The sequence below is a fragment of the Cohnella sp. GCM10012308 genome (assembly GCF_042649185.1).
Lineage (GTDB): Bacteria > Bacillota > Bacilli > Paenibacillales > Paenibacillaceae > Cohnella.
On the sequence record NZ_JBHRYU010000001.1, the window covers coordinates 683,068 to 707,620 of the forward strand.

The following is a 24,553-nucleotide window of genomic DNA, read 5'->3' on the forward strand; positions in this document are numbered from 1 at the left end:
TACCGCCAATATAGCCGGCGCCAGACGGGCCGGATATAGTCGGATTTATGTATCGGTTATCCGGATTACTTCATATGTAAAAAAGAGAATTCCCGCCGAATCGGCAGGAACTCTCATTTGGAAGTGGTTACGAATTGGATACGGTCTGGCTTACGGAAGCGTCGTCGTTGTTCGATGAGCCGGTGCTGCCCGGGAAGGATAGCTTCAGGGAGCCGGTGCCGCTGTTTTTGACGGCGGTATCGACAACCCCGTCAAAGGCCGCAAGGTCCTCGGCATATGTCCAGCCTGTCAGCGAATCGAACCCGCCGTTCGTCAACGTCAATCCGCCGATTGCGACCTGATCGACATTGAAGGCGACCGGGTAATTGCTGACGCCGATCTTGCTGATGAGCCGGAATTGCAGAACGAAGCTCGGTGTCGTAGACGTGAAGCTGACTGTCCTGGACTGCCAGCCGGTCCCGTCGGTTCCGACGTCCTGTTCCCAGACGACAACCCCGTTTACGAGTGCCTGCTTGAACCAGTAACCCGCCGTCGTCGGCGAAGGAATATTGTCCTTTTCGTAGAAAGTGAGCGTTCTGGTCAGCGAGGCTGCCGGCACCGTCTGGGTGATCGAAGCATTGGCATCGATCGCTGAAACCGTCGAGCCGGGGAACGTGAATTGATACGACGCCGAGCCTGCGTGCGGAGAAGAAGTACTCGTCGCGGAACCGAAGGCGGCAAGCGTCTGCGCCGCAGTCCAGTTCGAAGCGCCCGACTCAAAGCCGGCATTTTGAACGGTGAGACCGCCGACCGCCACATCGTCGACATTGATGGTAACCGGGTAATTGCTGACGCTTTTCTTGCTGATCAGCCGGAATTGGAGAGTAAAGTTGGCGCTCGGCGTCGTAATAGGAACGCTCTGCGCCTGCCAGCCGGTTCCGTCGGTGGCTACGTCCTGCTCCCAAACGACCGTCCCGTTGATCAACGCTTGCTTGTACCAATAAGTGGCCGTCGACCCTGTGGGAATGCTGTCCTTGTGATAGAAGGTAAGCGTAGTCGTGCCCGAGCCCGGCGTCGTGAACTCGTAGGCGCCGATATCGACGGCCGTTGACGGCCGGCTGTTGCCTTCCAGATCCGTCGCGGGAGCAAGCGTCGAGGTGCCCGCATTGATGGCGTTCGAGCCCGATGCGAGATGGAAGTCGCGCGCGGCGTAGTTGACGAAGCCCGGAGCGGTCGTCACCGTGCCCGAGTGCGTGTTCCCGTTAAGCAGCGTAATCGGGGCGATCGAGCTGGTGTTGACCAGGTTGTTGTAATACTCGTTGTGCGTGCCGACCTGGTCGTACTCGTAGATTCCGTACGACGTGTCGTAGAAGATGTTGTTGATGACGTTCACGTAATCGACGACCTGACTCGGCCAGTGGTAGTGGGAGCCGGCATTGGACGACACCACGACGCCGAAGGTGGAGGCGGCGACGGTGTTGTTGACGATATCGACGTCGTAAGCATCGTGGTACAGATGAATGCCGGCGCCGCTTATATCGTAAGCCACATTGTTGTAAACCGAAGCCGACGTGCTGATGTAGATGCCGTGGTATTTGTTGCAGGTGCCGACGCCGACGTCACGAACGATGTTGTTGAACACCTTGGTCCCCGTCATTCGAACGGGACTGGACGGATTGTCCTGATAATAATCGAGAATATTGATGCCCGCGCCGCCTTTGCCCGAGCAGCCCATCGTAGAGACGTTCGCGATATTGTGTATATAGTTGTTCTTCACCTCGACGTAGGAGCCTTGGTTCATAATGCCGTTCGGCGGCGCCGTTTTGCCGGTTCCGTCGACCTCGAAGCCGTCGATCTCCACGTACCAGCCCCGGTTTTCCCAGATGCCTTCCGGATCGGTAATGCCATCCGAATCGGCGGCAATCGGCACGAGCTTGGCACCCTCAGATACATACCGGATCGGATTTCCCGGCTCCCCATCCGTATCCGTAATAAATGCGCCGGCATACGTTCCGGCCTTCACATGCACGGTCGTGCCGGGCTCCGCCTCCTGGGACGCTTTCAGAATCGTTGCGTAAGGTGCGCCCTCCGAGCCGTCGCCCATCGTATTGCTGCCTGACGGCGATACGTAAATGTCGGGGACATCCGCACTGGCGACCGGCGCTACAAGACCTGCAAAGCCTGCAAGCAGCGAAAAGCTTAAGGAGAAAGCCAACATTCTTTTCAACATTATCTTCACTCCTCCGATTTTTTGGGTATGCGCTTCCCACTCGCTCCCTCCGTTCCGCCTCCTTTCTTTGTTGATGCATCAGCCATCGCCTAGCTCTGCGCCTATAACGAATAACCGACTGAATCCTTGTTCCGGAATCGGCAGGTTAGAGTGGGCACCGTGCAGCCGCCGTGCAGCAAGTCATGCAGCTAGTCGTACATCGAGTCATGGGGCATATGGCATAAACTTGTAATTCGAGTCCCAATATACTAACCTTTTCCTGTTTTTGTACATAGTCGAAATTACTGATCGGTTATCCGCCTTACGCGGGCCCCGTTAACCGTTTTCGATTATCCGATTTTGACCAAAAAAGGCCGCCTCGGCAGGCGCCGAAGCGGCTTTACGCGATTTTACCTTTCCAGATATCTGTCGTAAGCGGTCTGGTAAATCGCGACCGCCTCTTCAATGCCCAGCTGAACGAGCTTGCGCCTAAAATCCTCGAAGCCGTCCAGCGATTCGGCGCCCATAATGAATTTATTGACCATCTCATCTTTGTACGTATTGAGGTCGGTCATAATATACGCATACTTCTCCTGTTCCTCCGCCTGGAGCAGCGAGGCCGGCAGCTCCTTCGAGTGATCCGCCTGCATCCAGGCCGACATCGCCTCCGCTTGCTCAGGGTCCGCATGCCACTGTCTGTCTGCCTCGACATCCGAGGCGAAAGGACCGGCGGAGGCTTGCAGCGCGTAGGCGGCCAACGCTTGAGAGATCGAGAGGCCGTTCGGATTATGAAGAATGAGGTCCGTATACTTCGGTTTTCCGTTCACCAACGTATAGCTCTCGCCTTCGACGCCGAAGTTGTACAAAACGGAGCCTTCCGGGCTGTATCCATAGTCGAGCCATGCCGCGATCTGCTCCGGATGGCGGGCTGAGGCGGAGATCGCCGAGCCTTGTCCCGTGACGAGCGGTGCCGGCTTCGAGAGTGCCGTCCCTCCCGCCTGCAGCGCAGGAAAAGGAACGCCGATCAGCTTAAACGCCGGATTCCCGTCCTTTTTCAGCTGCATATACGCCCCCATATTGCTGCCTGCCCAGCCGGCCATCGACCCGAGCCTGTCTCCGAGCATTAGGCCGTCCCGCACTTTGGTATCCGAGGTCAGGTAATCCCGGTCGATCAGGCCCGTCTCGTACCACTTGTTCATAAGCGCCAGATACGATTTGAACGCCGGCTGCATCGGCCCGTATTTGACCGTGGCGCCATCGTGATACATCCCTGTCGTTATGCCGTAAGCTCCTATAAACGGATAACTGCTCTCCATATCGGTCTGCCGGTAAAAAAACGGGATCTCGTCGCGCTTGCCGTTCCCGTTGGGATCGCCGTCGCGGAAGGCGGTCAGCATTCGCTCCCAGTCGTCGATTGTAAGCGGCGGCTGCAGGTTCAACCGGTCGAGCCAATCCTTGCGCACCATCAGGCCGTGATAAACGAAGATTTGCGGATCGTCGCCGATCGCCGGAAACATATAAATGTTGCCCTCCGCGCTCGTGATCGCTTTCTTCACGTAGGGCTTCTCCTTCAGCAGTCTGGACAGATTCGGCGCGTATTTCTCGATCATCTCGTTCAGTCGCAGGATTTTACCGTCCTTGATCGCCTTGTCCGGATAATTTTCCGTCCAGTTCGTATAGACTGCGTCGGGCAGCGCGCCCGTGGCCATCATCAGACTGAACTGCTCGCCGAATCCGGCCGCTTCGGGATGCTGGAATTTGACGCGGGTGCCCGTCGCCTTTTCCAGCTGCTTGTACAGCCCCATCTCGCCGTAGTCGCGCAGCGTGACGGCCGCATCCTGGTCCATCGGCACCCAATACGTCATGGAAGCGGGATATCTTGCGTCTACGCTGCTGCGCTCCGATTGCGGGCGGGACGCTGCATGGCCGCCGGCATCCTCCCGTCCGTCGCTGCGGCAACCGGCCGTCAAGCAGCCGAGCAGCGCCGCGGCCGACAGCAGCGCCGCATATCTTTTGATCATCGGCGGCTCTATCGCTTCTCACTCCCGTCGCGTTATCCATTTTCCGCGGCTCCCGACATGCCTTCGCCGCCATGGCGCTCGAGCAGCTCCCGGTATTTCCCGGGAGGCACGCCCTCCGCCTTTTTAAAGAACCGGACGAAGCTGACCGCGTTCGCGTAGCCGATTCTGACCGCGATATCGCCCATCGTGATCGACGGGTCGGCCAGCAGCTCCTTCGCTCTCCGGATGCGAACGGCGGCAATATAATCGGTTATGTTTTGACCGCTGTGTTTTTTGAAAAAAGTCGACAAGTATTGCAGGCTGATCTGAAAGTGATCCGCCATCAGCGATAGGCTCAGGCCGCTGTCATCGTAGTGTTCGTTGATATAGTGACATATTCTGGCGTGAAGGCGGTCTCCGTGTTCCGTCTTTTCTTCCTTCGTGAACTTGCAGATCAACCGGTACGACGCCTTGATCTGATGCATCATCTCTTCCGCCGTTGCGGATGCCGCAATGACTTTGACGGGATCGATCTTGCTCTCGAGCCGTTTTTTATCCGGAAGCGGCAGCCCGTTCATCACCTTGACCAGCGTGCTGAGCAGATCGATCATGAGGAATTTGCCCATCTCGGGCGTGATGCCGTTGGACTGAAAATTCGCCTCGTACGTCTGATCCAGCAGCCTCTCGGCGCTCGCGTAATCGCCGCCCTTGGCAAAGTTCATCAGCTGAACTTCCGATTCGAGCGGGTAATGATACGACTGCTGCTCGAGATTCGCGATTTCTTCATGATAAATGACCGTGTTGGCGCCGCGGATCATCCGGTAGTCCAGCGCGGAGAGCGCCTCGCGATAGCACTTGCCGATCTCCTCGACGCCCCGATGATACTGGCTAACGGCGGTCGTAATTCTGACCGGCACGCGCGCTCCCGCAGCCTCCAGCAGCTGCTCGATAAACGCCGACCGCTCCCGATAGGTTTGCTCGGACGGCAGGGGCGTGTTGGTCAGAATCGCCAGCCTGCTGCGGTCCAGCTCCACGATATAGCCGCGCCCCTCCAGCAGGCTGATGCCGAGATCGGACAGAATGAGCCGGACGTTGGCCCATTCTCGCTCCGCATCCTCCCTGAGCCATTCCCGGCAGTCCTCGATCTCAAGCAGGATGACGCCGAAATATTCATGCTCGAACTGCAGTCCCATGAACTTGAAAGCATCGTCCTGAATCGAGGAAGCCTCGATATGACCCTTGATGAGTCTCGATAGGAAATTGGCCTGTATGACCGGCGCCTGCCGGGACAACGTCTGCCGGAGCTGGTTTTTTTCGCCTGCCGAGCGAAGGATGGATTGCTTGATGTAATCGTACTCGTTGTTATCGTTTCGCTGCGTGTCGTTATTGTCCTGCATAATGGTGCGCACGACGTCGCGGATGGGACTATAATTCCGGTAAGCCATAACGTAGGCGGCCACGATACCGGCGAGCAGGCATAATAACAGCAGCGTGAGCGCCATGTTTTTTACGGTCGCCACTTGCGCCAGCACCGCTCTTTTCGGGACGACGGAAACGTACTTCCATCCGTTTTGGCCAGTCGTATACGAGAGCATCATCGCTTTGCCGTCTTCCGCGAACGCATTGTCGTCGTAACCGCTGACGCCGTTCAAGCTCGCGAGCAGCTCCGGGCTAAGCCGGCGATCGTTGTCCGTCGACATAATGATCTGCTGCTTGTCGTCGACGATCGAGATGGAGCCGTTGTTCACCTTCTCGATCCGCGCGATCAAATGGTCGAATTCCTGTTCCTTGATGAACACGACCAAGTAGCCTTTGACGTTCACCTTCTCCCCGATGGGAAGCGACTGCACATAGGTGATGACATTGCTCGTCCGTTCGCCTTCTTTGATCGAGGAGGCTGGCAAATACGCAGTGTCCGTATTGCCCGTGAGCAGGTTTTTCTTGACCCAGTCGACATCCTGCTCTTGATATTTGAGGATTTTGCTGAAGAAAAAGGGGGAATCGTATTTGCCCGCCGTCGTCAGGACGGAATCGGTATTTTTAAAGTAAACGAAAAAGCTGTCGATAAAGCTGCTGACTTTGTTGACGTTCCGGAAATCCTTCATGATTTCCACCAGGTTGAACTGGCTTTTCGTATAGTCGTTCTCGTAGTTACTGAGAGCCCACTGGAGCTTGGGATTAAACGAGAGCTGGACGGAGAGGCTGTCGACCTCGGCGAACCGGCTCTCCGCGACGAGCTTGACCTGGTCGAGCAGCCCGAGATTGGCGCGATTGGCATTGTCCGCCATAATGTGCTCGACGCGCTGGTACAAAAACGCGCCGATCGCAACGGGTAACAACAGAATGGCAATATAGGAGACGAGCAGGGTGGCAAAAATGCTTTTTCGTTGATTGGCCTTTCGGAGCAAAGTCATATCTCTTCCCTCCTGCCGCTGGGACTCCGTACGCTTGCTGCCTCTAGCGACCGGCTCCATCCTCGCGGACGTGCCGAACGAGGTTTTTCAGGATAGCCGCATCCTTCAAGAACTGCCCGATGTCTTCGTCCTTTACGAACTCCAATAATAAATAACGCGGTTTTTCCGTACTTCGCAAGACATCCGCATAGGATCGCCATGCCGCTTCGCCGGCTTCGAGCGGCTGCTGCCTTCGCCGTTCGTCGTATTGGAATACATGCACGTTGGAGAGCCATGGCAAAAATGCGGTCAGCGTCGTCAAGTTATTTTCCGGGGACACCCCGATTTGGGGCTGCCAGTATAAGGACACGTTGTCGCAGGCGATCGACCGTATTAACGCGACGGACGAAGAGACCGTGTCGGCCAGCGTGCCGTCGTGAAATTCGAAGGAAAGTCCGATGCCTCTCTGCCGCGAACGGTCCGCGAGCCGGCCAGTTTCCTCTACGACCCGCCGGTACGACTCGTCGTCCGCTTCGGAAGAGCCGACGCTACCGGCCCAGATCCGGATGCTCGGGGCGCCAAGCGCTTCCGCGGTATCCAGAACGCACGAAAAGTTCGTATCGCGGCCGACCCGGAAATAGGAACCGTAAGAGGACACCTGCAGCCCCGCGGCCTCCGTCATGGCTCGGACTTGCCTGGCCAACGGCAGATCGCCGGGCGGTACGTGAACGTCTCCTCCCCATTCGATCGCATCCAGGCCGGCTTGCACGGCGAGCGCTACGATCTCCTCGGGGGACAGCTTGCGGAAGGTTACGGATACGATGCCGGTGGATAAGATAAAATCATTCCTTTCAGCCCATAGGGCGGAAGCTGATGCCTGGAAGACGAAACCATATACTAGCAGTTTATACGATACCGGGAGCGTGCAAAAGAGAAAATCGCGTCCGGCGCCATTTCTGCCGGCTGCACGGTCACTTTTTCCGGAACAGGCTCCACCCGCCGAGCTCCGGGGGATTGCCGGCGTCGTTTACAAGCAGCTCCCGATAATTTTCCGCGACCTTGCGGTACGCCTGCGCATACGCTTCTATCGCTTGGGGACGATCGTGCTTGAACCAGGGAACACTGAACACCTTGTGCGCGATCCCCTCGCTCACCGGCAGCGAATCGTCCAGCGCTCTGACGTCCCGGTGCGCATTGGCGATCCGAGTCGGCTTGCCGTGTCCGTATACGTCTGCCGTCTGCAGCAGCGCGTGTCCGTGCAGCGGCAGGTTGCATCCCGGGTGACAGCCGTCCACGCCTTCCGCCCGCACCGCCTCGCAGAAACGCGTCACCGACAGACCGCTCAGCTCCTCGGACTTGTAATGTCCGCGTGCGGCATACCAGCCGCCGGTTTTCATGGGCGAATTTTTGTCCGGCCGATGAGCCCGTATGCCGGGCACGCCTTCGAGCAAGTCCCAGAATCGGTTCATCGCCCGGTCGATCTCGGCGTGCCGCGCGTCGTAATGCTTCAGCTGCACGCGTCCGACCGCCGAGCTGACCTGATGCATCCGGTATTTGTAACCGCCCATCGGGAGGTCGCGATACGGAGCGAGCGCCGGGTCGAGAATCGCTTCGTTAAATCGATCGTAGTGCCCCAGCGCCACGGCCCGCTCGTAGATCGTCCGGTCGCTCGTCGTCAGCATGCCGCCTTCGCCGGCCGCGAGCGCCTTGCCTGCCATGAGCGACATCGCGCCGACGTGGCCGATCGAGCCGAGCTTGCGGCCTTCGTAAAGCCCGCCGTGCGCGTGCGATACGTCCTCGATGACCTTCAGGCCGTATCGGTCCGCGATGCGCATGATCGCTTCCATATCCGCCGGATGTCCGAGATAATGAACGACCATGATCGCCTTGGTGCGCTTGCCGATCCGGCGTTCGATGTCGCGCGGGTCCAGGCATAGCGTGTCCGGGTCAATATCAGCGAAGACGGCCGTGGCTCCCAGAGAGTACGCCTGCAGCGCCGAAGCCCAATACGTAATGCTCGGACCGATGATCTCGTCGCCGACGCCGAGCCCGCAGCCGTACATGGCCGCCTGCAGCGACGCGGTGCCGTTATTGAAGGCAAGCGCATACGGAACGTTCATCCACCTGCCGAAGTCTTCCTCGAACTGCTTCGTCACTTCTATACCGGACATCGCGCCTCTGCGCAAGACTTCCAGGGCGGCTGCCTCGTCCTCCTCGGTAATGATCGGCCAGGTGAACAGGTTGCCAGGCTTTTCTGTGATGGCTTTGCTTCCCCCGAATATCGCCAGCTTTTCTGAACCGCTCATCGAATCACCTCTCCTTCAAGACGGAGCGTCACGCCAAGTTCGCGTTGCCGCATAAATGTAAACGCCCTCATTTACCCTTACTATAGCGATGGATGCCACGCATTGCATATAGTCCGATTTAAAGATCGACCTACCTGTTTACGCTTTTCGAGAAGAATACCTCACATAGACGCACTGGCGATAGTGTTAATCATGAATCACGTCATGTTCATGTTCGGTTAATCCAACAAACAACCTTTCCACAAGATCGCGCGGACCGGTTAGAGGCATAAAATCTACCACAACGAAAAAGCCGCCTCGTCGGGTTGACCGATCAAGACGGCTTCATGCGTTCATGAGATTAACTCGTGCTTTTTATCTTCGAAAAGGCTTGCGCGAGCGCGGCGGCCCCAATATCTCGGCCCATATGACGGCGCGGGCCAGCTCGCTGTGCTTCGGTCTCGCCGGCGCCGGCTCTGCCTGCGGCTGCGCGGGTGCGTACAGCGGCGAAGCTTTCGCGGCCGCGTGGTACGCCGCGTCTTCGCGAGCCGACTGGGCCGCGGAAGCCGAAGGCGCGCCTTCGCCGCCAGATTCCCCTTCGCCGTCCCATGGCACGGGCTTCGGCTGGGGCGTGCCCGGGCTCCGGTAGACGACCTGCTTGTCGCTCATAGGAGCGCCGCGCTCTCCCTCCGCCCTCTCTGCGCCGCGCTGACGCGCAGGGACAGTCACGACCGGCGGTTGCCTCCGTTCGTGCATGGCGGGCCCCTCGCGCCGCTCGACGGGCTGCTGCGCCGTCATCGGCCGCTGAGCCGGCCTCGGATCCGCCGGCTGCCTTGTCGGACGCGGCAGCCCGCCGCCGCCGAAGTCCGGCATGCGTCCTGAAGGGCGGCTGCCCGGCTTGCCGCCAGGCGGCTTTTCAAGCGGCGATTTGCGGAGCAGGAAAAACAAGATGCCGAGCACGACGAGAACGAAATGAAGGTTGCCGAGCAGAAAGCCGATCAGCTGCTCCATGGCAATCAGCGCTCCTCGCCGTTGCTAGAACCCGCCTCGCCCTTGCCGATCGACCCGCGCATTTGCGTGTCCGCTTCGAGGTTTTTCAGATTCATGTAATCCATGACGCCCATCTTGCCGCCGCGCAGCGCTTCGGCCATCGCGAGCGGCACGTCGGACTCGGACTCGACGACCTTCGCACGCATCTCGACGACGCGCGCTTTCATCTCCTGCTCCTGCGCGACGGCCATCGCGCGGCGCTCTTCGGCCTTGGCCTGCGCGATGCGCTTGTCGGCCTCGGCTTGCTCCGTTTGCAGATGCGCGCCGATGTTTTTGCCGATGTCGACATCCATGATATCGATGGACAGGATCTCGAAGGCGGTGCCTGCGTCCAGTCCTTTGGCAAGCACGGTACGCGAGATGAGATCCGGATTTTCAAGTACGTCCTTGTGGGAATTGGCCGAGCCGTTCGTGCTGACGATACCTTCCCCGACGCGGGCGATGATCGTCTCTTCGCCGGCGCCGCCGACGAGCCGGTCGATATTGGCGCGCACGGTGACCCGCGCCTTGACCTTCACCTCGATGCCGTCCTTGGCTACGGCCGATACGACAGGCGTCTCGATGACGCGCGGGTTGACGCTCATCTGTACGGCCTGGAGCACGTCGCGGCCCGCCAGGTCGATCGCGGCCGCCCGCTCGAAAGGAAGCGGAATATTGGCGCGCTGCGCCGCGATCAGCGCATTGACGACGCGGTCGACGTTGCCCCCCGCGAGAAAGTGGCTTTCCAGCTGGTTGATGTTAAGACCAAGTCCGGCCTTGGTCGCCTTGATCATCGGGTTGACGATCCGGCTCGGCACGACGCGGCGGAGCCGCATGGCCACCAGCGTGATAATGCTGATCCGCACGCCGGAAGCGAGGGCGGATATCCAGAGCATAAACGGGAAAAAGCTGAAAAAAACGGCAAGCGCGATAATAATCAAAGCACCGATAATCAAGATCTGTACATTCGGATCCAAATACAATCCCTCCGCATCAAAATAATTTTATTCGGCCTGTCGTACGGCCTTAACCAAAATCCGCGTGCCGTCGACGGACACGACCTCGATCTGCTGCCCCGCGTTCAGGAATTGTCCGCTCGAGATGACGTCGACGCGCCTGCCGGCGATCTCGGCGACCCCGGAAGGACGAAGCGGCGACAGCGTCACGCCGCTGCTCCCGACGAGCAGCTCGCGATCGTCTCCGCTCGGGACGAATCCCTGCTCCGCGGTGAGACGTTCCTGCAGGATGAACCGGTTCCATATCCCGCGTCTGCGGAAGACGTACGCGATGACGACAACGAGAGCGAGCGCGATCAGCGAGGCATAGCCCAGCGATTCGAATGCATTGCCGGTATCGTAGGCAGCCGTAACGACGCCGCTGACGATGCCCGCCCCGCCCAGCAAGCCCAGAATGCCGAAGCTCGGAACGAACATTTCCAAGACGATAAACGCGACGCCGGCCACAAACAACACGATCGATTCCCGCCCTGCAAAGCCAGCTACCTGCTGTCCGAAAAAGTAGAGGCCGAACGACAGCAGTCCCAGTATACCGGGTACGCCGAATCCGGGCACGATCAATTCGATCAGCACGCCCGCGATGCCGACGATCAACAGCAGCGTCATGATCGCGGGACTCGTCAGCGTCTGGGAGACGCGCTCGGCAAGCGTCGGCGTTTCGTGAACGACCGTGAGCCCCGCGAGCCCTTCGGCCGCGATCGCCTGCTCTACCGTCTCCGCCTGCCCTTCCGCATAACCTGCCTTCAACGCTTCTTCGGCGCTCAGAGAGATGATCTCGCCCTTCGGCTTAGTCCAATTCAAGCCCTTGACCTCGACGACCGCGTTGGGATCCACCATGCCCACTGCGATCTGTCCGTCGCGGCCGTTCATCTCTGCCGCCGAGCTCATCTGCTTGCTCCAGAAGGACACGATCTTAGGGCTCTCGACGGCTTCGCCTGCGGCATTCACTACCATCGCCGCACCGATCGTCGAGCCGGGCGACATGTAGAGACGATTCGCATTTAGTGCGATGTATGCGCCAGCCGATGCGGCCTTGCCCTTGACGAACGCCATCGTCGGCACCTTGGACGAGCGTATGCGCTCTCCGATCGTTTCTGCGCTGTCCAGGCTGCCTCCGGGCGTATCGACCTCCAGCACCGCGAGCGCGGCGCCCGCATCCTCCGCCTCCGTTAACGCCCGGTCCAGAAACGAGGCGAGTCCGCGCTCCACCGTCATTTTAACAGGAATGACGTATACGGAATACCCATCCTTTGCGGCGGGCGGCACCTTCGTCTCCGCCTTAGCTAATGCTGCGCTGGTCGTGAACGAGAACGCCAGCGCCGCCAGCAGCGCCATCGGCCACAGCATCCGAGCGTACGTCCGCCGATTCTTTTGTTTCGGTTTTCCATGACGGGTCAAAAAATTTCTCCCCCTCCCCCCGGGAACTCCGGTTGCGGTCATCATACGGCATACCGCAGCCCCGTATGACTTTCAGTACGTTATGTAAGGGCTTTACGTTTCATTAATTGCGCGGCGGACAGTCTTTTTCATCATACCCTTAAACGGCCGCGAAGACGCAAAAAGCACTCTCCAGAAGGAGAGTGCCTGTCGTTCTCGAGATAATCATTGCAGTAGTTGTTGGACGATCTGGTTGACGAGCTTGCCGTCCGCGCGTCCCTTCACCTTGGGCATCAGAGCGCCCATCAACTTGCCCATATCGGCTTTGGAAGAAGCACCGGTCTCTTGAATGGTCTGTGTAACGAGAGTCTTGATTTCTTCTTCGTCTAGCTGTGTGGGCAGGTACTCGCTGATGATATCGATCTCAGACGCTGCGGCCGTTGCCAGATCGTCGCGGCCCGCTTTGCCGAATTCCTGGAGGGAATCCTTGCGTTGTTTGACTTCGCGGCTCAGGATCTCGATAACTTCGTTATCCTCGAGCGGGCGGCGCAGCTCAATCTCTTGATTCTTGACCGCCGCACGAACCATGCGAATCGTGGTCAGGCGAAACTTATCCTGGGCCCTCATCGCCTGCTTCATGTCTTCGTTCAAACGGTCCGCGAGGTTCATAATGCGTAATTCCTCCTAGAACTTGCGTTTACGAGCAGCCTCGGACTTCTTCTTCCGCTTAACGCTCGGTTTCTCGTAGTGCTTGCGTTTTTTCAGTTCCGCGAGAACGCCATCTTTAGCGATCGAACGCTTGAAGCGGCGGAGTGCAGCGTCGAGTGTTTCATTTTTGCGAACTTTCGTTTCGGACACCTGTTTTCCCTCCCTCCGGAACAGACCACAACACACGGTTATCAAACTTCATTATAGGCGAACATGAAAGGCAGTGTCAACTTCCAAGAAGCCGATTTTAAAAGGAATTATACTTGGGTCGGACGAGCGTTGAGCGGTCCCAGTTTTTCCCCGCCCAGCACGTGGAGATGTACGTGGTACACTTCCTGTCCGCTGTCGGGATTGCAGTTGTTAATCAGACGGTAACCGCTCTCTGCGATGCCCGCATCCCTGGCGACGCGTTGCGCGGCCAGCATCAGCTTGCCCAGCAGCAGCGCATCCTCAGGCTCGGCGGCGTCCAGCGTCGGAATCGGCTTTTTGGGGATGACCAGCACATGCACGGGGGCCTGCGGACGGATGTCCCTGAAGGCCAGCACGTCCTCGTCCTCGTACACGATATCGGCCGGAATCTCGCGGTTGATAATCTTGATAAACAGCGTATCCATCAGCTAGGCCTCCAGATTGTATGAGTAATATACCAACATCATACTCTACGCCCGCAGGGCTCGTCCAATCGAGGACAACGAGAGCGGGTAAACGCCGTCGCGATTTGAACGGCCCGCCCGGAATGACGCCGGGCAGGCTGGTCAAGAAAAGGCGAATCGCGGGCTTCGCGTCCGTCAATAATACGGAAGCAGCGTGAGCGCGGTCAGCGCATACAGCGGAAGAGCGAGCCTAGTGAAACGCCTGGGCCGGAAAGGGAGAGGTCCGGGGCCGAAGCCAGGGCCGAAGCCGGGTCCAGGGCCGAAGCCTGGGCCGAAACCTGGGCCCACCCCGGGACCAAAACCTGGGCCAAATCCCGGGCTGAACGAACGGTCTTCCACCGCTCCCGGCACGGCTAGGCAAAGCGTCTCGTCGTCGATATATTCCACGATGCCGTCGTAGCAAATGCCGTTTTGATCCCGCACCTCGACATAACGATGCATATGCGCCTCGCTTAAGGCTTTGATTTCCTGCCTGAGCATGCAAGCAACCTCCCGATCGCCGCTGTTTTGTATCAGCATATGCCCAGGCGGGCAATCGGCTACAGGATTCAAAGATCATTTCGCAGCCGGATAAGTACGAGCGATCACCAAGCTCGCAGAAGCGAAAACGCGGTTACGCCATTTTATCCGATTGCGGCTGCCGCCTCTTTAAGTTCTTGGACGAAGCGCTGCGCGACGGGCACCCAATCGACCCCCGCCTCCATCTGCCGAAAACGGTCGGATCCCGTCGGCGCCGTATATGCGCCCAGCACGCCAGACAATTTGTCTGCGGACGCCGCCGCCGCGGTCAAAGTCGCCCGCTCTTTTTCCGTGAGCGCGCCGCCGCTCGCGCCGATGGGGGCGAGCGCCTCGCTGATTTTCTGCATTGGCACGGAGACCGCAGCTAAGGCGTCTTCTTGGCTCTGGCCGGTGCGCGTGCCGGATTGCACAAGCACGCCGGTGCCGCATTCTCCGGCGGAGACGTCAAGTTTGCCTAACATCTTCGCGGCCTGCATGCGGGCTTCCTCGCCGTCCGCGTCGAGCAGACCTACAGAGCCGTCCTTCAGTACAGTGGCGTATAAAATGCAATAGTTGTAGCTCGACGCAAGCCGCTGGCCCCGCTCGGTCTTGAGCGATTGCCCGTCCAGAAGCACGCGGGAGAACAGCACGACGATCAGAAACGTCAGCATCGTGATGATCGCCAGCATGATCGGTACGGTATATTTCTTTTTGCCTGACATGACCCCAGTCCCCTCTCAATCGAATTCAGGAGTTAATACGGCCGGAAGGACGTACAGTTGCGCATACGCCTCGCTTAATAAAGCCGCACGCAGGCGCCGCCTTCCACGAAGTAGATATGGCCTTCGTCGACCTTCCTCCCCATGATGCCCTCGACGGCGCGCGCGTACATCTCCATCTGAAAGCGGTGCTGCTCAGCAGCGGCCCCCCAGTCTCGGTCCGGGACGGCATCGGTCTTGTAGTCGACCAGCACGAGGCTATCGCCGTCGTCGAACAGACAATCGAGCACCCCTTGAATAAGCACCGTTTCTTTTTTCAGCTCATCGGGAGCAACCGAGGGATGCGCCTCTGCCGCCGAAATGCCCGCGCTGAACGGCCACTCCCGCCACAGCCTAGCGGCGCGGCTCATTCGCGCATACAGCTCGGTGCGGAAAAAGGCGGCGATATCGACTTGCTCCGCCGCTTCGCGCTGCTCCAGGGTCAGGATCTGCTGCGAGATCAGACGCTCCAGCAGCGCCGCCACCTCGGCTTCCGCACGGTTCGGCGACAGGCCGATCGGCAAATGCTGCATAACCAGATGTACCGCTGTGCCCCGCTCCGCCGCGCTCATCCTTCTGGCGGCCATGAACCTCGGCCGACGCAGCCGATACGTCCAATACCCCGAATCCGGCACTTCTTCCGGATTCCAGGCCGGATGCCGCATTTCCTCAAAGTCCGGCATTTGCGCCGCGTCCGTCGGCTCCTGGACATCCTGCGGCGCAGCTCCGTCTTGCGGCGCCGGATGTCCAGGCGTTTCTCCGGATGCCGCAATCCGTCCGCCTGCCGCCGCGCCTGCACCGGAAAGGCCGACAGCGTCGAAATCGCGCGCCGACTTCATCGCCGTGATCGACGTTTTGGCGGCGGACCGAGCGGCTGCCGCGTGCGGATCCTGCCAGGAAAGCGCGGCATAGGCAGCCTCCCCGGCGGGCGAGACCGGGCCCGGCAATGGTTCCAGCCGCGTCGCGACGTTCCATAGCGGCTCGCCCTCAAACGCCGATCTTTCCTGCATCCTGGGCGACAAGAGCGCCCGGGACGGCAGGACGCGGCAGGTCCAGGACGCGGCTGACGAGGCACGCGTCGTTAGGTAAGCCGAGGCGTCTTTGCTTGCGGCTGCTTGACCGGCAGCTTCGCCCGTGCCGTCAGCGTTGATCAAGCCGCCGGCCAGCCAGTCCGCTCCCGTCAGAATAGAGGCCGGTCCGAGCCAGTCCAGATAACGCCCCGCCGCCGCTACGGCATGGTCCTGCAGCCGGTCGGTCGCGTCCGCTGCCGTGCGGCGCCAATGATCCAGATCGCTCGCAGCGTCCTTGGTCGTGCCGATTAATATCAGCTTTTCCTTGGGACGGGTCAGGGCGACGTATAGCACGCGCATCTCCTCCGCGAGCAGCTCGGCCTTCATGCGCCGGCGGATCGCCAGCTGCGGCAGCGTCGGGTAGGAGACGCGCGTCACCCGCTCGACCATGCGCGGCCCGAAGCCCAGCTTCTTGTGCCGCAGAAACATCCCGCTCAAATCCTGCCGGTTGAACCGGCGCCCGAGACCGGCCACGAATACGACGGGAAATTCGAGCCCTTTGCTCTTGTGGATGGACACGACGCGCACGACGTCCTCCTGCTCGCCGACCGACCTTGCCGCGCCCAGATCGCCGCCCGTATCGCGCATGCGTCCGAGAAACCGTAAAAACCGGAACAGCCCGCGATAGCTGGAATTGCGCTCGTACTGTCTGGCGCGGTCGATTAACGCGCGAAGATTGGCTTGCCGCTGGCCCCCGCCGGGAAGCCCGCCGACAAAGTCGAAGTATCCGGTATCCCGGTACAAGGCGTGCAGCAGTTCGCCTAGCGGCTCTCTGCGGGCGAACGTTCTCCAGTTCTCGAGCGACCCGACGAAAGCAGCCAGCTTGTCCCGCAGCGTCTCGTCCTCGGCGTCGGCCGCCGCCGAACGGACAGCCGACCAGAAGGAGCCCGCACGGTCCGCGATTCGCACGGCGGCAAGCTCGTCCGCGCTGAGTCCGACAATGGGGGAACGAAGCACCCCGGCAAGCGGGATATCTTGATCGGGATTATCGATGATGCTTAGCAGAGACAGCATCACGTCGACCTCGACTGCGGCGAAATAGCCGGTCGCCAGGTCCGCATACGCCGGAATCCCCGCCGCCCGCAGCTCCTCGAGCACGACGGGCGCAAGCGAGGTCGCTGCCCGAAGCAGAATGACGATGTCGCGATAGGCCAGTGGCCGGTGCAGGCCGCTGCGTCCGTCATAGACGGCGAACGGCGGACGCCCCGAGCCGTCCGTGCCGGTCAGGCGGGCGATCTCCTCTGCGATGCACCTGGCCTCGAGCTGGGCGCTCTCGAGCTCCTCTTCGTCGGCAGCTCCTTCTTCGCCGCCCCCGTTCCCGGCGGCATCGGCGCCGGCATCCGCCGCGGCGAACTCGGCTTTGCGGGCTCCGCCGCCACCCGCGCCCGTGTCGATAAGCAGCATCTCCACCGCATACGACGGCATATCGGTCCTGCCGACCGCGCCCGCGTCAGCGTCAGTCTCTTCGGCCGGATAACCCTCGCCGTAGATCAATTCGGCGCGACGGTCGTAGTCCATTTCTCCGACAGGCTCGCGCATGATCAGCCTGAACACATGGTTGACCGCGTCGAGCACGCGGCTTCGACTGCGGAAATTCCGCGCCAGGTCGATCCGAAGTCCGGCATCTTCGCCGCCGGCGGCGTCTTCGCGAGCGGCGTTGCCGCCTCCTGCGGGTTCCGGACCTTGCGGCGTCCATACGTCGTACGACTTGTACTTGGCGAGGAACAGACCCGGCTCCGCCAGCCGGAAGCCGTAGATGCTCTGCTTCACGTCGCCGACCATGAACACGTTGCCGGGATTGCTCCTTGCGATCAGAGACACGATCGCCTCCTGCACCTCGTTCGTATCCTGATACTCGTCGAGCAGGATCTCCCTGAAGCGCTCCCGGTAGGCAAGCGCGGCGTCCGACGGCTGCACCGCTTGCGGCGAGCTGTCTGGCGCGCGCAAGATCCGAAGCGCATAATGCTCCAGATCGCCGAAGTCGAGCAGTCCTTTTTCCCGCTTCGCCGCCTCGTACTTATCGCCGAACGCGATGACCAGCTCCGCGATCTCGCGCATCCGGGGCGCCAGCACGGCGAGCTCCTCCGCGTACTGCGCCGGAGAACGGACAAACCATTCGTCCGCGAGCCGGGTCACCGTCTTCTTCGCCTCGTCGCGCATCTGCTTCACCCGTTCCTGCAGCTCAGGGTCGTAGCCGTCGCCGCGGCACGCCTTGAGCCTTCCGAACGCAGCGGCTGCGAAAGGCTCCCGCCACGCCGTCCAGGGCTGTCCGGAGACCGTCTCGGTCAGCGCGGCCACGAGCGCCGCATCCTCGGCAAGCGTGGATGCATAAGGCTCCGGCCCTCCCGGCGCCGAGGCGAGCTCTCGGGCGCTGCGCAGCAGCCCCACAGCCCCGGACAGCGCGAGGAGCACGTCCGCCCGCATGCTCTGCACCCACGGCGACAAAGCAAGCTCCGCCTCTCCGCCGATATCGAAGCTGTCCGCCGTCGCTCTCAGCCATGCATCCGGCCAAGGGTGGCTGCGCGAGAAATCGTACAGCTCCAGGACAAGGCGATGCAGCGCCTCGTCGCTCCGCTGGCCGCCGTACATATCCGCCAGCGTCGCCAGCGTCCCGTCCTCGCCGAGCGCGAGCTCCTGCTCGTAGCGCGCCTCAAACAGCTCGTCGAGCGTGTCCATGCGGAGCAGCTCCGCCTCGGTCTCGTTCGCGATCCGAAAGCCCGGATCGAGCCCGATCAGCGGCGAATATCGCTGCACCGCCTCCATGCAAAACGAGTGCAGCGTCGTGATCGACGCCCTCGGCAGCAAGGCCAGCTGCCTGCGAAGATGCGCGGAGCCGGGCGATTGCTCGAGCTTCAGCTCCAGCGCCGTCCGAATCCGCTCCTTCATCTCGGCGGCTGCGGCCTTCGTGAAGGTGGCGACGAGGAGCGCGTCCACGTCGAGCGGGTCGCGCTCGTCGGCGATGCGGGAGATGATCCGCTCGACCAGGACGGCGGTTTTCCCCGAGCCCGCGGCCGCGGCGACGAGCAGATGGCGGCCGCCGGCAGCAATCGCAGCCCATTGCTCCGCCGTCCAGCGGCTGCCTTCCGGTCTGGCGTAGGTAGCCGCCAGTCCGTCTTCGCCGCGGTCGACGCCCGTTAAGGCGCTCTCGCTAGCGGCATTGGCCACCGCCTGTCCAGCTACCGCCTCGGCTTCGGGCACGGACCGGCCGGATGCCACTTCAGAAGTTGACGCCTCTTCCGCAGGCCCGCCCTCGTCGAATAGATCGCCCCAGTCAAAGGCCAGCTGTTCGTCGTCCTCTTTTTCCCGCGATCCGCTCAAGATTCGTCTCCTCCTTCCTCATCGTCTTCGCCGAGCCATTCCCATACCTCGTCCTTGTTCGCCGGGCGACGCAGCTCGTGATGGCGGTTGCCCTCGAGCTGCCCGTCGAACTGGCATACCGGCCGGAACTCGCACACCGTGCACGGGCTGCGCTTGCCCAGCCGGTAAGGCGCGATATCGACGTCGCCTTCGACGATGCGCTTGCCGATCTTGGATATGTTGCGGCGGACGGCCTTGCGCAGCGTTTCCCATTGCGCGCCGTCGGCTACCTGCGAACGCGCTGAAAAACTGCCGTCCTTTTTGTATTCGACCGGAACGACCGCCGACTTGGCGCTGCTCTCGAGCGACTCGTCCATCAGCTGCACGGCTTCGCCGTCGGCCAATACGAGCCCTTCCATGCGATATTCCTTACGGATCGCCTCCTCCGCGCCCGTCTCGTCGAGACCGTTGGCCGTATGGAGCAGCGGATTGTGCACGTGCAAATAGAGCACGCCGGCAGGCTTGGCCGGCCGTCCGAGCCAATGCGGCGCGTGCGTGACGACGACGTCCAGGTATGTCAGCATTTGCAGCGACAGGCCATGCGCCACTTCGTCGAGCCTCAGCTTGACCGCGCTCGATTTGTAATCGAGGATCCGCAGCAGCGTCCCGTCTTGCGATTCCGCCGCGTCGACCCTGTCGATCCGTCCGGCGACGTCCATCCATCTGCCGTTGCCCAGATACAAGCTAAGCGGCGGCATGATGCCCTGCGGGCCGAAGTCCACTTCAAGGCCGACCGGGCGAAATGCGGACAGCGCCGCATGCTCTCCGAGCATGGCGGACGTCTGCGAGACGATCCTGCTGAGCTTGCGCGCCATCGTGCGGTGCCGGTTCGAGGACAACAGAATCTGAGACTGCACCTTCGGCAGCAGCCGCTCGACGGCGGCCGCGGCTTCGCTATGCCACAGGCCCGCGTCCCCATCCGACGGGTCGCCCATCAGCAGCTTCTCCGTCGTCTGCCTCAGCGCGGCATGGAAAAGCTGTCCGATATCAGGCGCGTCCACGCGGTACATGCGGCGCTCCTTGAGCCGGAGCCCGTGCGCGGCATAATGCCTGAACGGGCAAGCGACGAACCGCTCCATCCGCGAAACGCTGGCGAGCAGCCGGTCGCCGTACAGCAGGAGGCTCGTCTGCGGCTGCAGCGGCCGCTCCTCGTTGCTGTAACGCAGAGACGAGAGCAGGACGGAAAGACGGGAACGCCACGGCTCATGCTCGACGAGCCATCGGTAGGCGGAGCGCCAGCCCGGCGACAACGCGTCGCCCTGCCTGTGTCTGCGCAGCATGGCGACCGTGTGCGTCAGCGCGCGTCCGGGCCGGACGGCGAACGACAGCTGCGCTTCGTCCGGGGATCCCGGCTGCGGCTCGGCCGACTCGGACCGGACCGGCAGCCCCGGAAACCAGGCGCGAATCCGGCCGATCAGGCTCGATTTGATCAGACTTTGGCCTTCTTCGTCCGCAAGCGCGTAGCTGATCCACAGATGCCGCGACGGCGTCGTCAATGCCAGATAAGCGAGGAACTCCTCGTCCAGCAGCCGGCGCCTGGCACCCGGGGCCATGACGATGCCCGATTCGACCAGCCTGACGCGTTCTTCCTCGTTCAGCAGACCGTCGTCCTTGATCGCTCTCGGCAAAACGCCCTCGTTCACGCCCAGCAGATACAGGACGGATACGCGGTCCGTGCGCGTGCGCTCCGGCGTCCCGATCAGGACGCGGTCGAGCGAAGGCGGCACGACGCCGAGGCGAATCGACTCCAGCCCCGCGTCGATCATGCCCGCGAACAACGCCGGATCCGCCGGTTCGTCCCCCATCAGCTCCACGAGCTGATCGAGAAGCCCGATCGCGCCGTCCCACAGCTGGCGATGCATGCGGGCGCGCTGCGGTTCGCCGGCCAGCTCGTCGTGCCTGCTCCACAACTCCAGCCGATCCGGCGCGGCCGTCTCCTCCAGCAGCAGGAAAAGCGCGCGGCTTAAGTCGGCCAGCGTCTTGGACCGCTTGAAGCGCGATTCGAATGTCCGCAGCGGCGCGAGCAGCGCATCCCGGGTCGCGCGGATCGCCTGCATCGAAGGCCCGCCTCGCGCAGCCCCGTCCTCGTCCTCTTCCTCGGCCTCCAGGTCGCGGGCCGACAACGAATACCAGCTGCGGTCGTCATGCCAGCGCCAGCCGTCGATTCCGGCCGCCAGGACGTAGTTCTCGAGCGCATCCACCGACTCCCGCAGGGCGGTACCCCCCTGCGGATGAAGCAGGTCGGTCTTCGCGCAGCGAAAAAACGCCTCGTAGCGCCAGCCGCCGATCACGCATTCCAACGCCGAGCGAACGAACTCCACGAGCGGATGCTGCGAGCCGCTTGCCTTGCCGTCCAGAAAGTACGGGATGCCGTAATCGTCGAAAACGGAAGCCAGCAGCTCGCCGTAATCCTCCAGATTGCGAGCGAATACGCTCATCTCGCGCCAGCGCATGCCGTCCTCGCGCACGCGGCGCAGCATGTCTCTTGCCGCCGCCTCGGCTTCGGCTCTTCGGCTGGCCGCCTCGCGAATCGACAAGCCGCAGCGCGGGTGGTCCGGCTGCAGCTGCGCCTCTCCGCCGGACCAGCGATGCCGGCCGTCCATCGCCTGCTCCAGATGCGCCAGCATCGAACATTCCGCAAAGCGCGGCGAGACGATGGGTCTCAATAAGAGAGGGGCCTCTAGCTCCGCGCCTGCGGCCTCTGCCGTCGCGCATAGACGCGCGGACGTGTCCGCGGTCTGATGGAACAGGTCCAGCTCGTCCGGGCGTTCGCCGGCCCGATAAGGGCGATCCACGCAAAGCGCGGCGGATACGCGCGTGCAGCGGCGCAGCAGCGCCTCGATGACCGCATATTCCTTGGGCGTAAAGCCGTGGAAGCCGTCCAGCCACACCTCCGCGTCCTGAAGCAGCGTCGACGCGGGCGCTCCACGGACCAAAAAGTCGAGCGAATCCTCCCCGTCGAGATAATGACCCGCCAATTCGCGCTCCACGTCTTCGTACAGGAGGGACAGGTCATGCAGCTTGTCCGACAGCAGGCCATCTGCGGCAGCGGCCGCCTGCTCCGCGGCGCCGGAGGGCCCGCCGCCGTCTTTGCCGCCGCGTCCGGACAGCGGCACGGAGCTGATCGCGAACGGGTCCGTGCCGTATCGCTTCCATTCCGTGAGCAGCTCGCCGATCCGCTCGGCCAGCCCCGCTCCGCCTGCGCCGCTGCGATACAGCTTAAGCTGCGACTGACGGCGGACGAGCGCCTTGTGAATCAGCATCGTCTTCCCGTTATCCGCGATCGGAACGACGGCCGCGCCTCCGGCCTCCTGCATAACCCGAAACGCCAGCCGTCTGAAGCTCAGCACCTGCAGACGCATAAACCCTCGCGAGCCCGGGGCGGAAGCCAGCGCATACTCGGTCTGGAAGGTCGCCTGCTCGGGCACGATCAACAGAAGCGGCGGACCTGCAGGATCCTGCGCGATCCGCTCGGCGATCTCCGTTTTGATCAAATGCGACTTGCCGCTGCCCGAGCGGCCCGCGATCAATCTCAGCTTCATGGCCTGCGCCTCCATTCACCTTGCCGTTTCGTACCATTCCGTTTCATTCCGCTTCATTCCATTTCATTTCAATTCGATTCAATTCCGTTTCGTTCTGTTCTATTCCGTTCCGGCAACCGATTCTAGCGATCATTGTACCACACCCGAACCCGCACAGACGTTCGCATCGCAAAAAAAACGGGCCGTCCGCTCCGCGCGAAGGCGGGACGGACGGCCGACGATCATGCGATTACAGCTCTTTGCGGCTCCTGACTTCGAAAATGCCGAACTTCAGGTAATGCCCTTCTTCGACGCCGACAAGCTGCGGATGATCGCGCCCGGCGCCGGTCCAGACGATGCGCCGCAGCACCTTGCCCGCATCGCGCGCGGCTTCAAGCAGCGTCTCCATGAATAGCTCGGGCCGGACATGGTACGAGCAGCTCGCCGTGACCAGGTATCCGCCCTCGTTGATGAGCTTCATGGCCTGCAGGTTGATATCCTTGTAGCCGCGGATCGCGCCCGGCACGGCGCGCTTCGTCTTGGCGAACGCCGGCGGATCGAGGATGATGACATCCCATGTGCGCCCCTGCTTGGTCAACGGCTTGGAGGTATCGACCTTAGCCGCAGGCTTGCCGGCTTTGGAAGCGCCCTCCGCCGCCGTGCCCGCTCTCGCCGCGCGCTCCTCGCGCCCCTTGACCTGCTCGCGCAAATACTCGAACGCATCGGCGACGACGAATTCGACGCGGTCCTCGAAGCCGTTGCGCGCAACGTTCGTCCTCGCGGTATCGATTCCATGCTCCGAAATATCAAGGCACGTGACGCGCTTGGCGCCATACTTGCAGGCGTGAAGCGTGAAGCTGCCCGTATGCGCGAAGCACTCCAGCACGGTGGCGCCGTCCCAGTACGGGAACGTGACGATGCTGCCGTTGGCATTTACGGGTACGGGCCTTACGCCCTCTTCGGTGGCGCGTTCCTCGACGGCGATGCCGCTTCGTTTGCCCCAGCCCTTCATCAGCGGCTCGAGCGCAGCGCGGTTTTCCCGTTGATCGAAGAAATAGCCTGTCTTCTGGCCGCCCTCGATATCGACCTGGACGGACAGACCGTTCTCAACGATCTGCAGGTATCGCGGGCAATTGCCGTACAGGACGCCCGTGCGCTCCTCGAGCCCTTCGAGCGTGCGTACGCCGACGTCGCTGCGCTCGTAAACGCCTTTTGGGGCGAACACGCGCACCAGCGCCGGCAGCCACGCTTCCCGGGCACGGTCCATGCCCAGCGTCAGCACCTGAACGACGAGCACGCCGTCGAACCGGTCGACGACGAGCCCCGGCAAAAAGTCGGCTTCGCCGAATACGAGCCTGCACGACTCGTCCCCGGGCGCGAACCGCTCCCGGAAATCCAGACATGCGCGGAAGCGCGCGTCGAAGAAGGCTTCGTCCATCGCGTCGAACGGCCCGTAAGCCACGATCCGGATCGCGATCTGCGAGGCGGGGTTCCAGTAGCCGGTCGCCAGAAATTGCCCCCGGTGGTCGCGAACCTCCAGCAGACCGCCCGGCTCGGGCTCGCCCTCGGTACGTTCGATCTCATTGGCGAATATCCAGGGGTGCCCGAGCTCCAGTCTCGGGCGGCGCGAGCGGTTGAGCACGGCAAAAGGCTTGTTGTCGGTCGGCATGCGCTCATTCCTTTCTCTATCATGTCTTGTA

16 protein-coding genes are annotated in these 24,553 nt (G+C 61.5%); all 16 read right to left on the reverse strand.

Annotation, left to right across the window (positions count from 1 at the left end; all coding sequences use genetic code 11):
- Positions 1-127: 127 nt before the first annotated feature.
- The 16 genes from ACFOTD_RS03135 to ACFOTD_RS03210 all read right to left on the reverse strand — a co-directional run bounded on the left by ACFOTD_RS03135 (position 128) and on the right by ACFOTD_RS03210 (position 24,522).
- Positions 128-2,209 (reverse strand): choice-of-anchor Q domain-containing protein, encoded by a 2,082-nt coding sequence (locus ACFOTD_RS03135; protein ID WP_378115604.1) that lies wholly within the window; start codon positions 2,207-2,209, stop codon positions 128-130.
- A 389-nt stretch (positions 2,210-2,598) separates the two neighbouring features.
- A complete protein-coding gene (locus ACFOTD_RS03140; protein ID WP_378115606.1) occupies positions 2,599-4,209 on the reverse strand; it encodes an extracellular solute-binding protein in 1,611 nt (536 codons plus the stop codon).
- Between the two features lie 32 nt (positions 4,210-4,241).
- Positions 4,242-6,602, reverse strand: coding sequence for a helix-turn-helix domain-containing protein (locus tag ACFOTD_RS03145; RefSeq protein WP_378115608.1), 2,361 nt, complete (start codon positions 6,600-6,602; stop codon positions 4,242-4,244).
- Positions 6,603-6,645: 43 nt separating this feature from the next.
- Positions 6,646-7,350 carry a sugar phosphate isomerase/epimerase family protein gene (locus ACFOTD_RS03150; protein WP_378115610.1) on the reverse strand — a complete coding sequence of 235 codons (705 nt, stop codon included), beginning with the start codon at positions 7,348-7,350 and terminating at the stop codon, positions 6,646-6,648.
- A gap of 202 nt (positions 7,351-7,552) precedes the next feature.
- Positions 7,553-8,887, reverse strand: a complete 1,335-nt coding sequence (locus ACFOTD_RS03155) for a DegT/DnrJ/EryC1/StrS family aminotransferase (protein ID WP_378115612.1) — start codon at positions 8,885-8,887, stop codon at positions 7,553-7,555.
- Between the two features lie 354 nt (positions 8,888-9,241).
- Positions 9,242-9,877, reverse strand: a complete 636-nt coding sequence (locus tag ACFOTD_RS03160) for a hypothetical protein (RefSeq protein WP_378115614.1) — start codon at positions 9,875-9,877, stop codon at positions 9,242-9,244.
- A gap of 5 nt (positions 9,878-9,882) precedes the next feature.
- The gene (floA, locus tag ACFOTD_RS03165; protein ID WP_378115616.1) at positions 9,883-10,872 is read right to left on the reverse strand and encodes a flotillin-like protein FloA; all 990 of its coding nucleotides are present in this window, start codon (positions 10,870-10,872) and stop codon (positions 9,883-9,885) included.
- Positions 10,873-10,899: 27 nt separating this feature from the next.
- Positions 10,900-12,258 carry an NfeD family protein gene (locus tag ACFOTD_RS03170; RefSeq protein WP_378115618.1) on the reverse strand — a complete coding sequence of 453 codons (1,359 nt, stop codon included), beginning with the start codon at positions 12,256-12,258 and terminating at the stop codon, positions 10,900-10,902.
- 255 nt (positions 12,259-12,513) lie between these two features.
- Entirely contained in the window at positions 12,514-12,957 is a 444-nt protein-coding gene (locus tag ACFOTD_RS03175; RefSeq protein ID WP_378115619.1) for a GatB/YqeY domain-containing protein, read from the reverse strand.
- Positions 12,958-12,972: 15 nt separating this feature from the next.
- A complete protein-coding gene (gene rpsU / locus ACFOTD_RS03180; RefSeq protein ID WP_080840534.1) occupies positions 12,973-13,146 on the reverse strand; it encodes a 30S ribosomal protein S21 in 174 nt (57 codons plus the stop codon).
- Between the two features lie 107 nt (positions 13,147-13,253).
- Positions 13,254-13,610, reverse strand: coding sequence for a histidine triad nucleotide-binding protein (locus ACFOTD_RS03185; protein WP_378115622.1), 357 nt, complete (start codon positions 13,608-13,610; stop codon positions 13,254-13,256).
- 174 nt (positions 13,611-13,784) lie between these two features.
- Positions 13,785-14,129 (reverse strand): hypothetical protein, encoded by a 345-nt coding sequence (locus ACFOTD_RS03190; protein ID WP_378115624.1) that lies wholly within the window; start codon positions 14,127-14,129, stop codon positions 13,785-13,787.
- A 143-nt stretch (positions 14,130-14,272) separates the two neighbouring features.
- The gene (locus ACFOTD_RS03195) at positions 14,273-14,869 is read right to left on the reverse strand and encodes a hypothetical protein (protein ID WP_378115626.1); all 597 of its coding nucleotides are present in this window, start codon (positions 14,867-14,869) and stop codon (positions 14,273-14,275) included.
- Between the two features lie 74 nt (positions 14,870-14,943).
- Complete coding sequence (locus ACFOTD_RS03200; RefSeq protein ID WP_378115627.1) at positions 14,944-19,293, reverse strand: UvrD-helicase domain-containing protein; 4,350 nt, start codon at positions 19,291-19,293, stop codon at positions 14,944-14,946.
- Entirely contained in the window at positions 19,290-22,874 is a 3,585-nt protein-coding gene (gene addB, locus ACFOTD_RS03205) for a helicase-exonuclease AddAB subunit AddB (RefSeq protein WP_378115629.1), read from the reverse strand. The genes ACFOTD_RS03200 and addB overlap by 4 nt, the downstream gene beginning before the upstream one ends.
- Before the next feature lie 229 nt (positions 22,875-23,103).
- Positions 23,104-24,522 carry a class I SAM-dependent rRNA methyltransferase gene (locus ACFOTD_RS03210; RefSeq protein WP_378115631.1) on the reverse strand — a complete coding sequence of 473 codons (1,419 nt, stop codon included), beginning with the start codon at positions 24,520-24,522 and terminating at the stop codon, positions 23,104-23,106.
- Positions 24,523-24,553: the final 31 nt, after the last annotated feature.

Coding starts and splice junctions, on each gene's coding strand:
- ACFOTD_RS03135 (WP_378115604.1), bottom strand. CDS start 2,209: ATGTTGAAAAGAATGTTGGCTTTCTCCTTAAGCTTTTCGCTGCTTGCA.
- ACFOTD_RS03140 (WP_378115606.1), bottom strand. CDS start 4,209: ATGATCAAAAGATATGCGGCGCTGCTGTCGGCCGCGGCGCTGCTCGGC.
- ACFOTD_RS03145 (WP_378115608.1), bottom strand. CDS start 6,602: ATGACTTTGCTCCGAAAGGCCAATCAACGAAAAAGCATTTTTGCCACC.
- ACFOTD_RS03155 (WP_378115612.1), bottom strand. CDS start 8,887: ATGAGCGGTTCAGAAAAGCTGGCGATATTCGGGGGAAGCAAAGCCATC.
- ACFOTD_RS03160 (WP_378115614.1), bottom strand. CDS start 9,877: ATGGAGCAGCTGATCGGCTTTCTGCTCGGCAACCTTCATTTCGTTCTC.
- ACFOTD_RS03170 (WP_378115618.1), bottom strand. CDS start 12,258: ATGCTGTGGCCGATGGCGCTGCTGGCGGCGCTGGCGTTCTCGTTCACG.
- ACFOTD_RS03175 (WP_378115619.1), bottom strand. CDS start 12,957: ATGAACCTCGCGGACCGTTTGAACGAAGACATGAAGCAGGCGATGAGG.
- ACFOTD_RS03185 (WP_378115622.1), bottom strand. CDS start 13,610: ATGGATACGCTGTTTATCAAGATTATCAACCGCGAGATTCCGGCCGAT.
- ACFOTD_RS03190 (WP_378115624.1), bottom strand. CDS start 14,129: ATGCTCAGGCAGGAAATCAAAGCCTTAAGCGAGGCGCATATGCATCGT.
- ACFOTD_RS03195 (WP_378115626.1), bottom strand. CDS start 14,869: ATGTCAGGCAAAAAGAAATATACCGTACCGATCATGCTGGCGATCATC.
- addB (WP_378115629.1), bottom strand. CDS start 22,874: ATGAAGCTGAGATTGATCGCGGGCCGCTCGGGCAGCGGCAAGTCGCAT.
- ACFOTD_RS03210 (WP_378115631.1), bottom strand. CDS start 24,522: ATGCCGACCGACAACAAGCCTTTTGCCGTGCTCAACCGCTCGCGCCGC.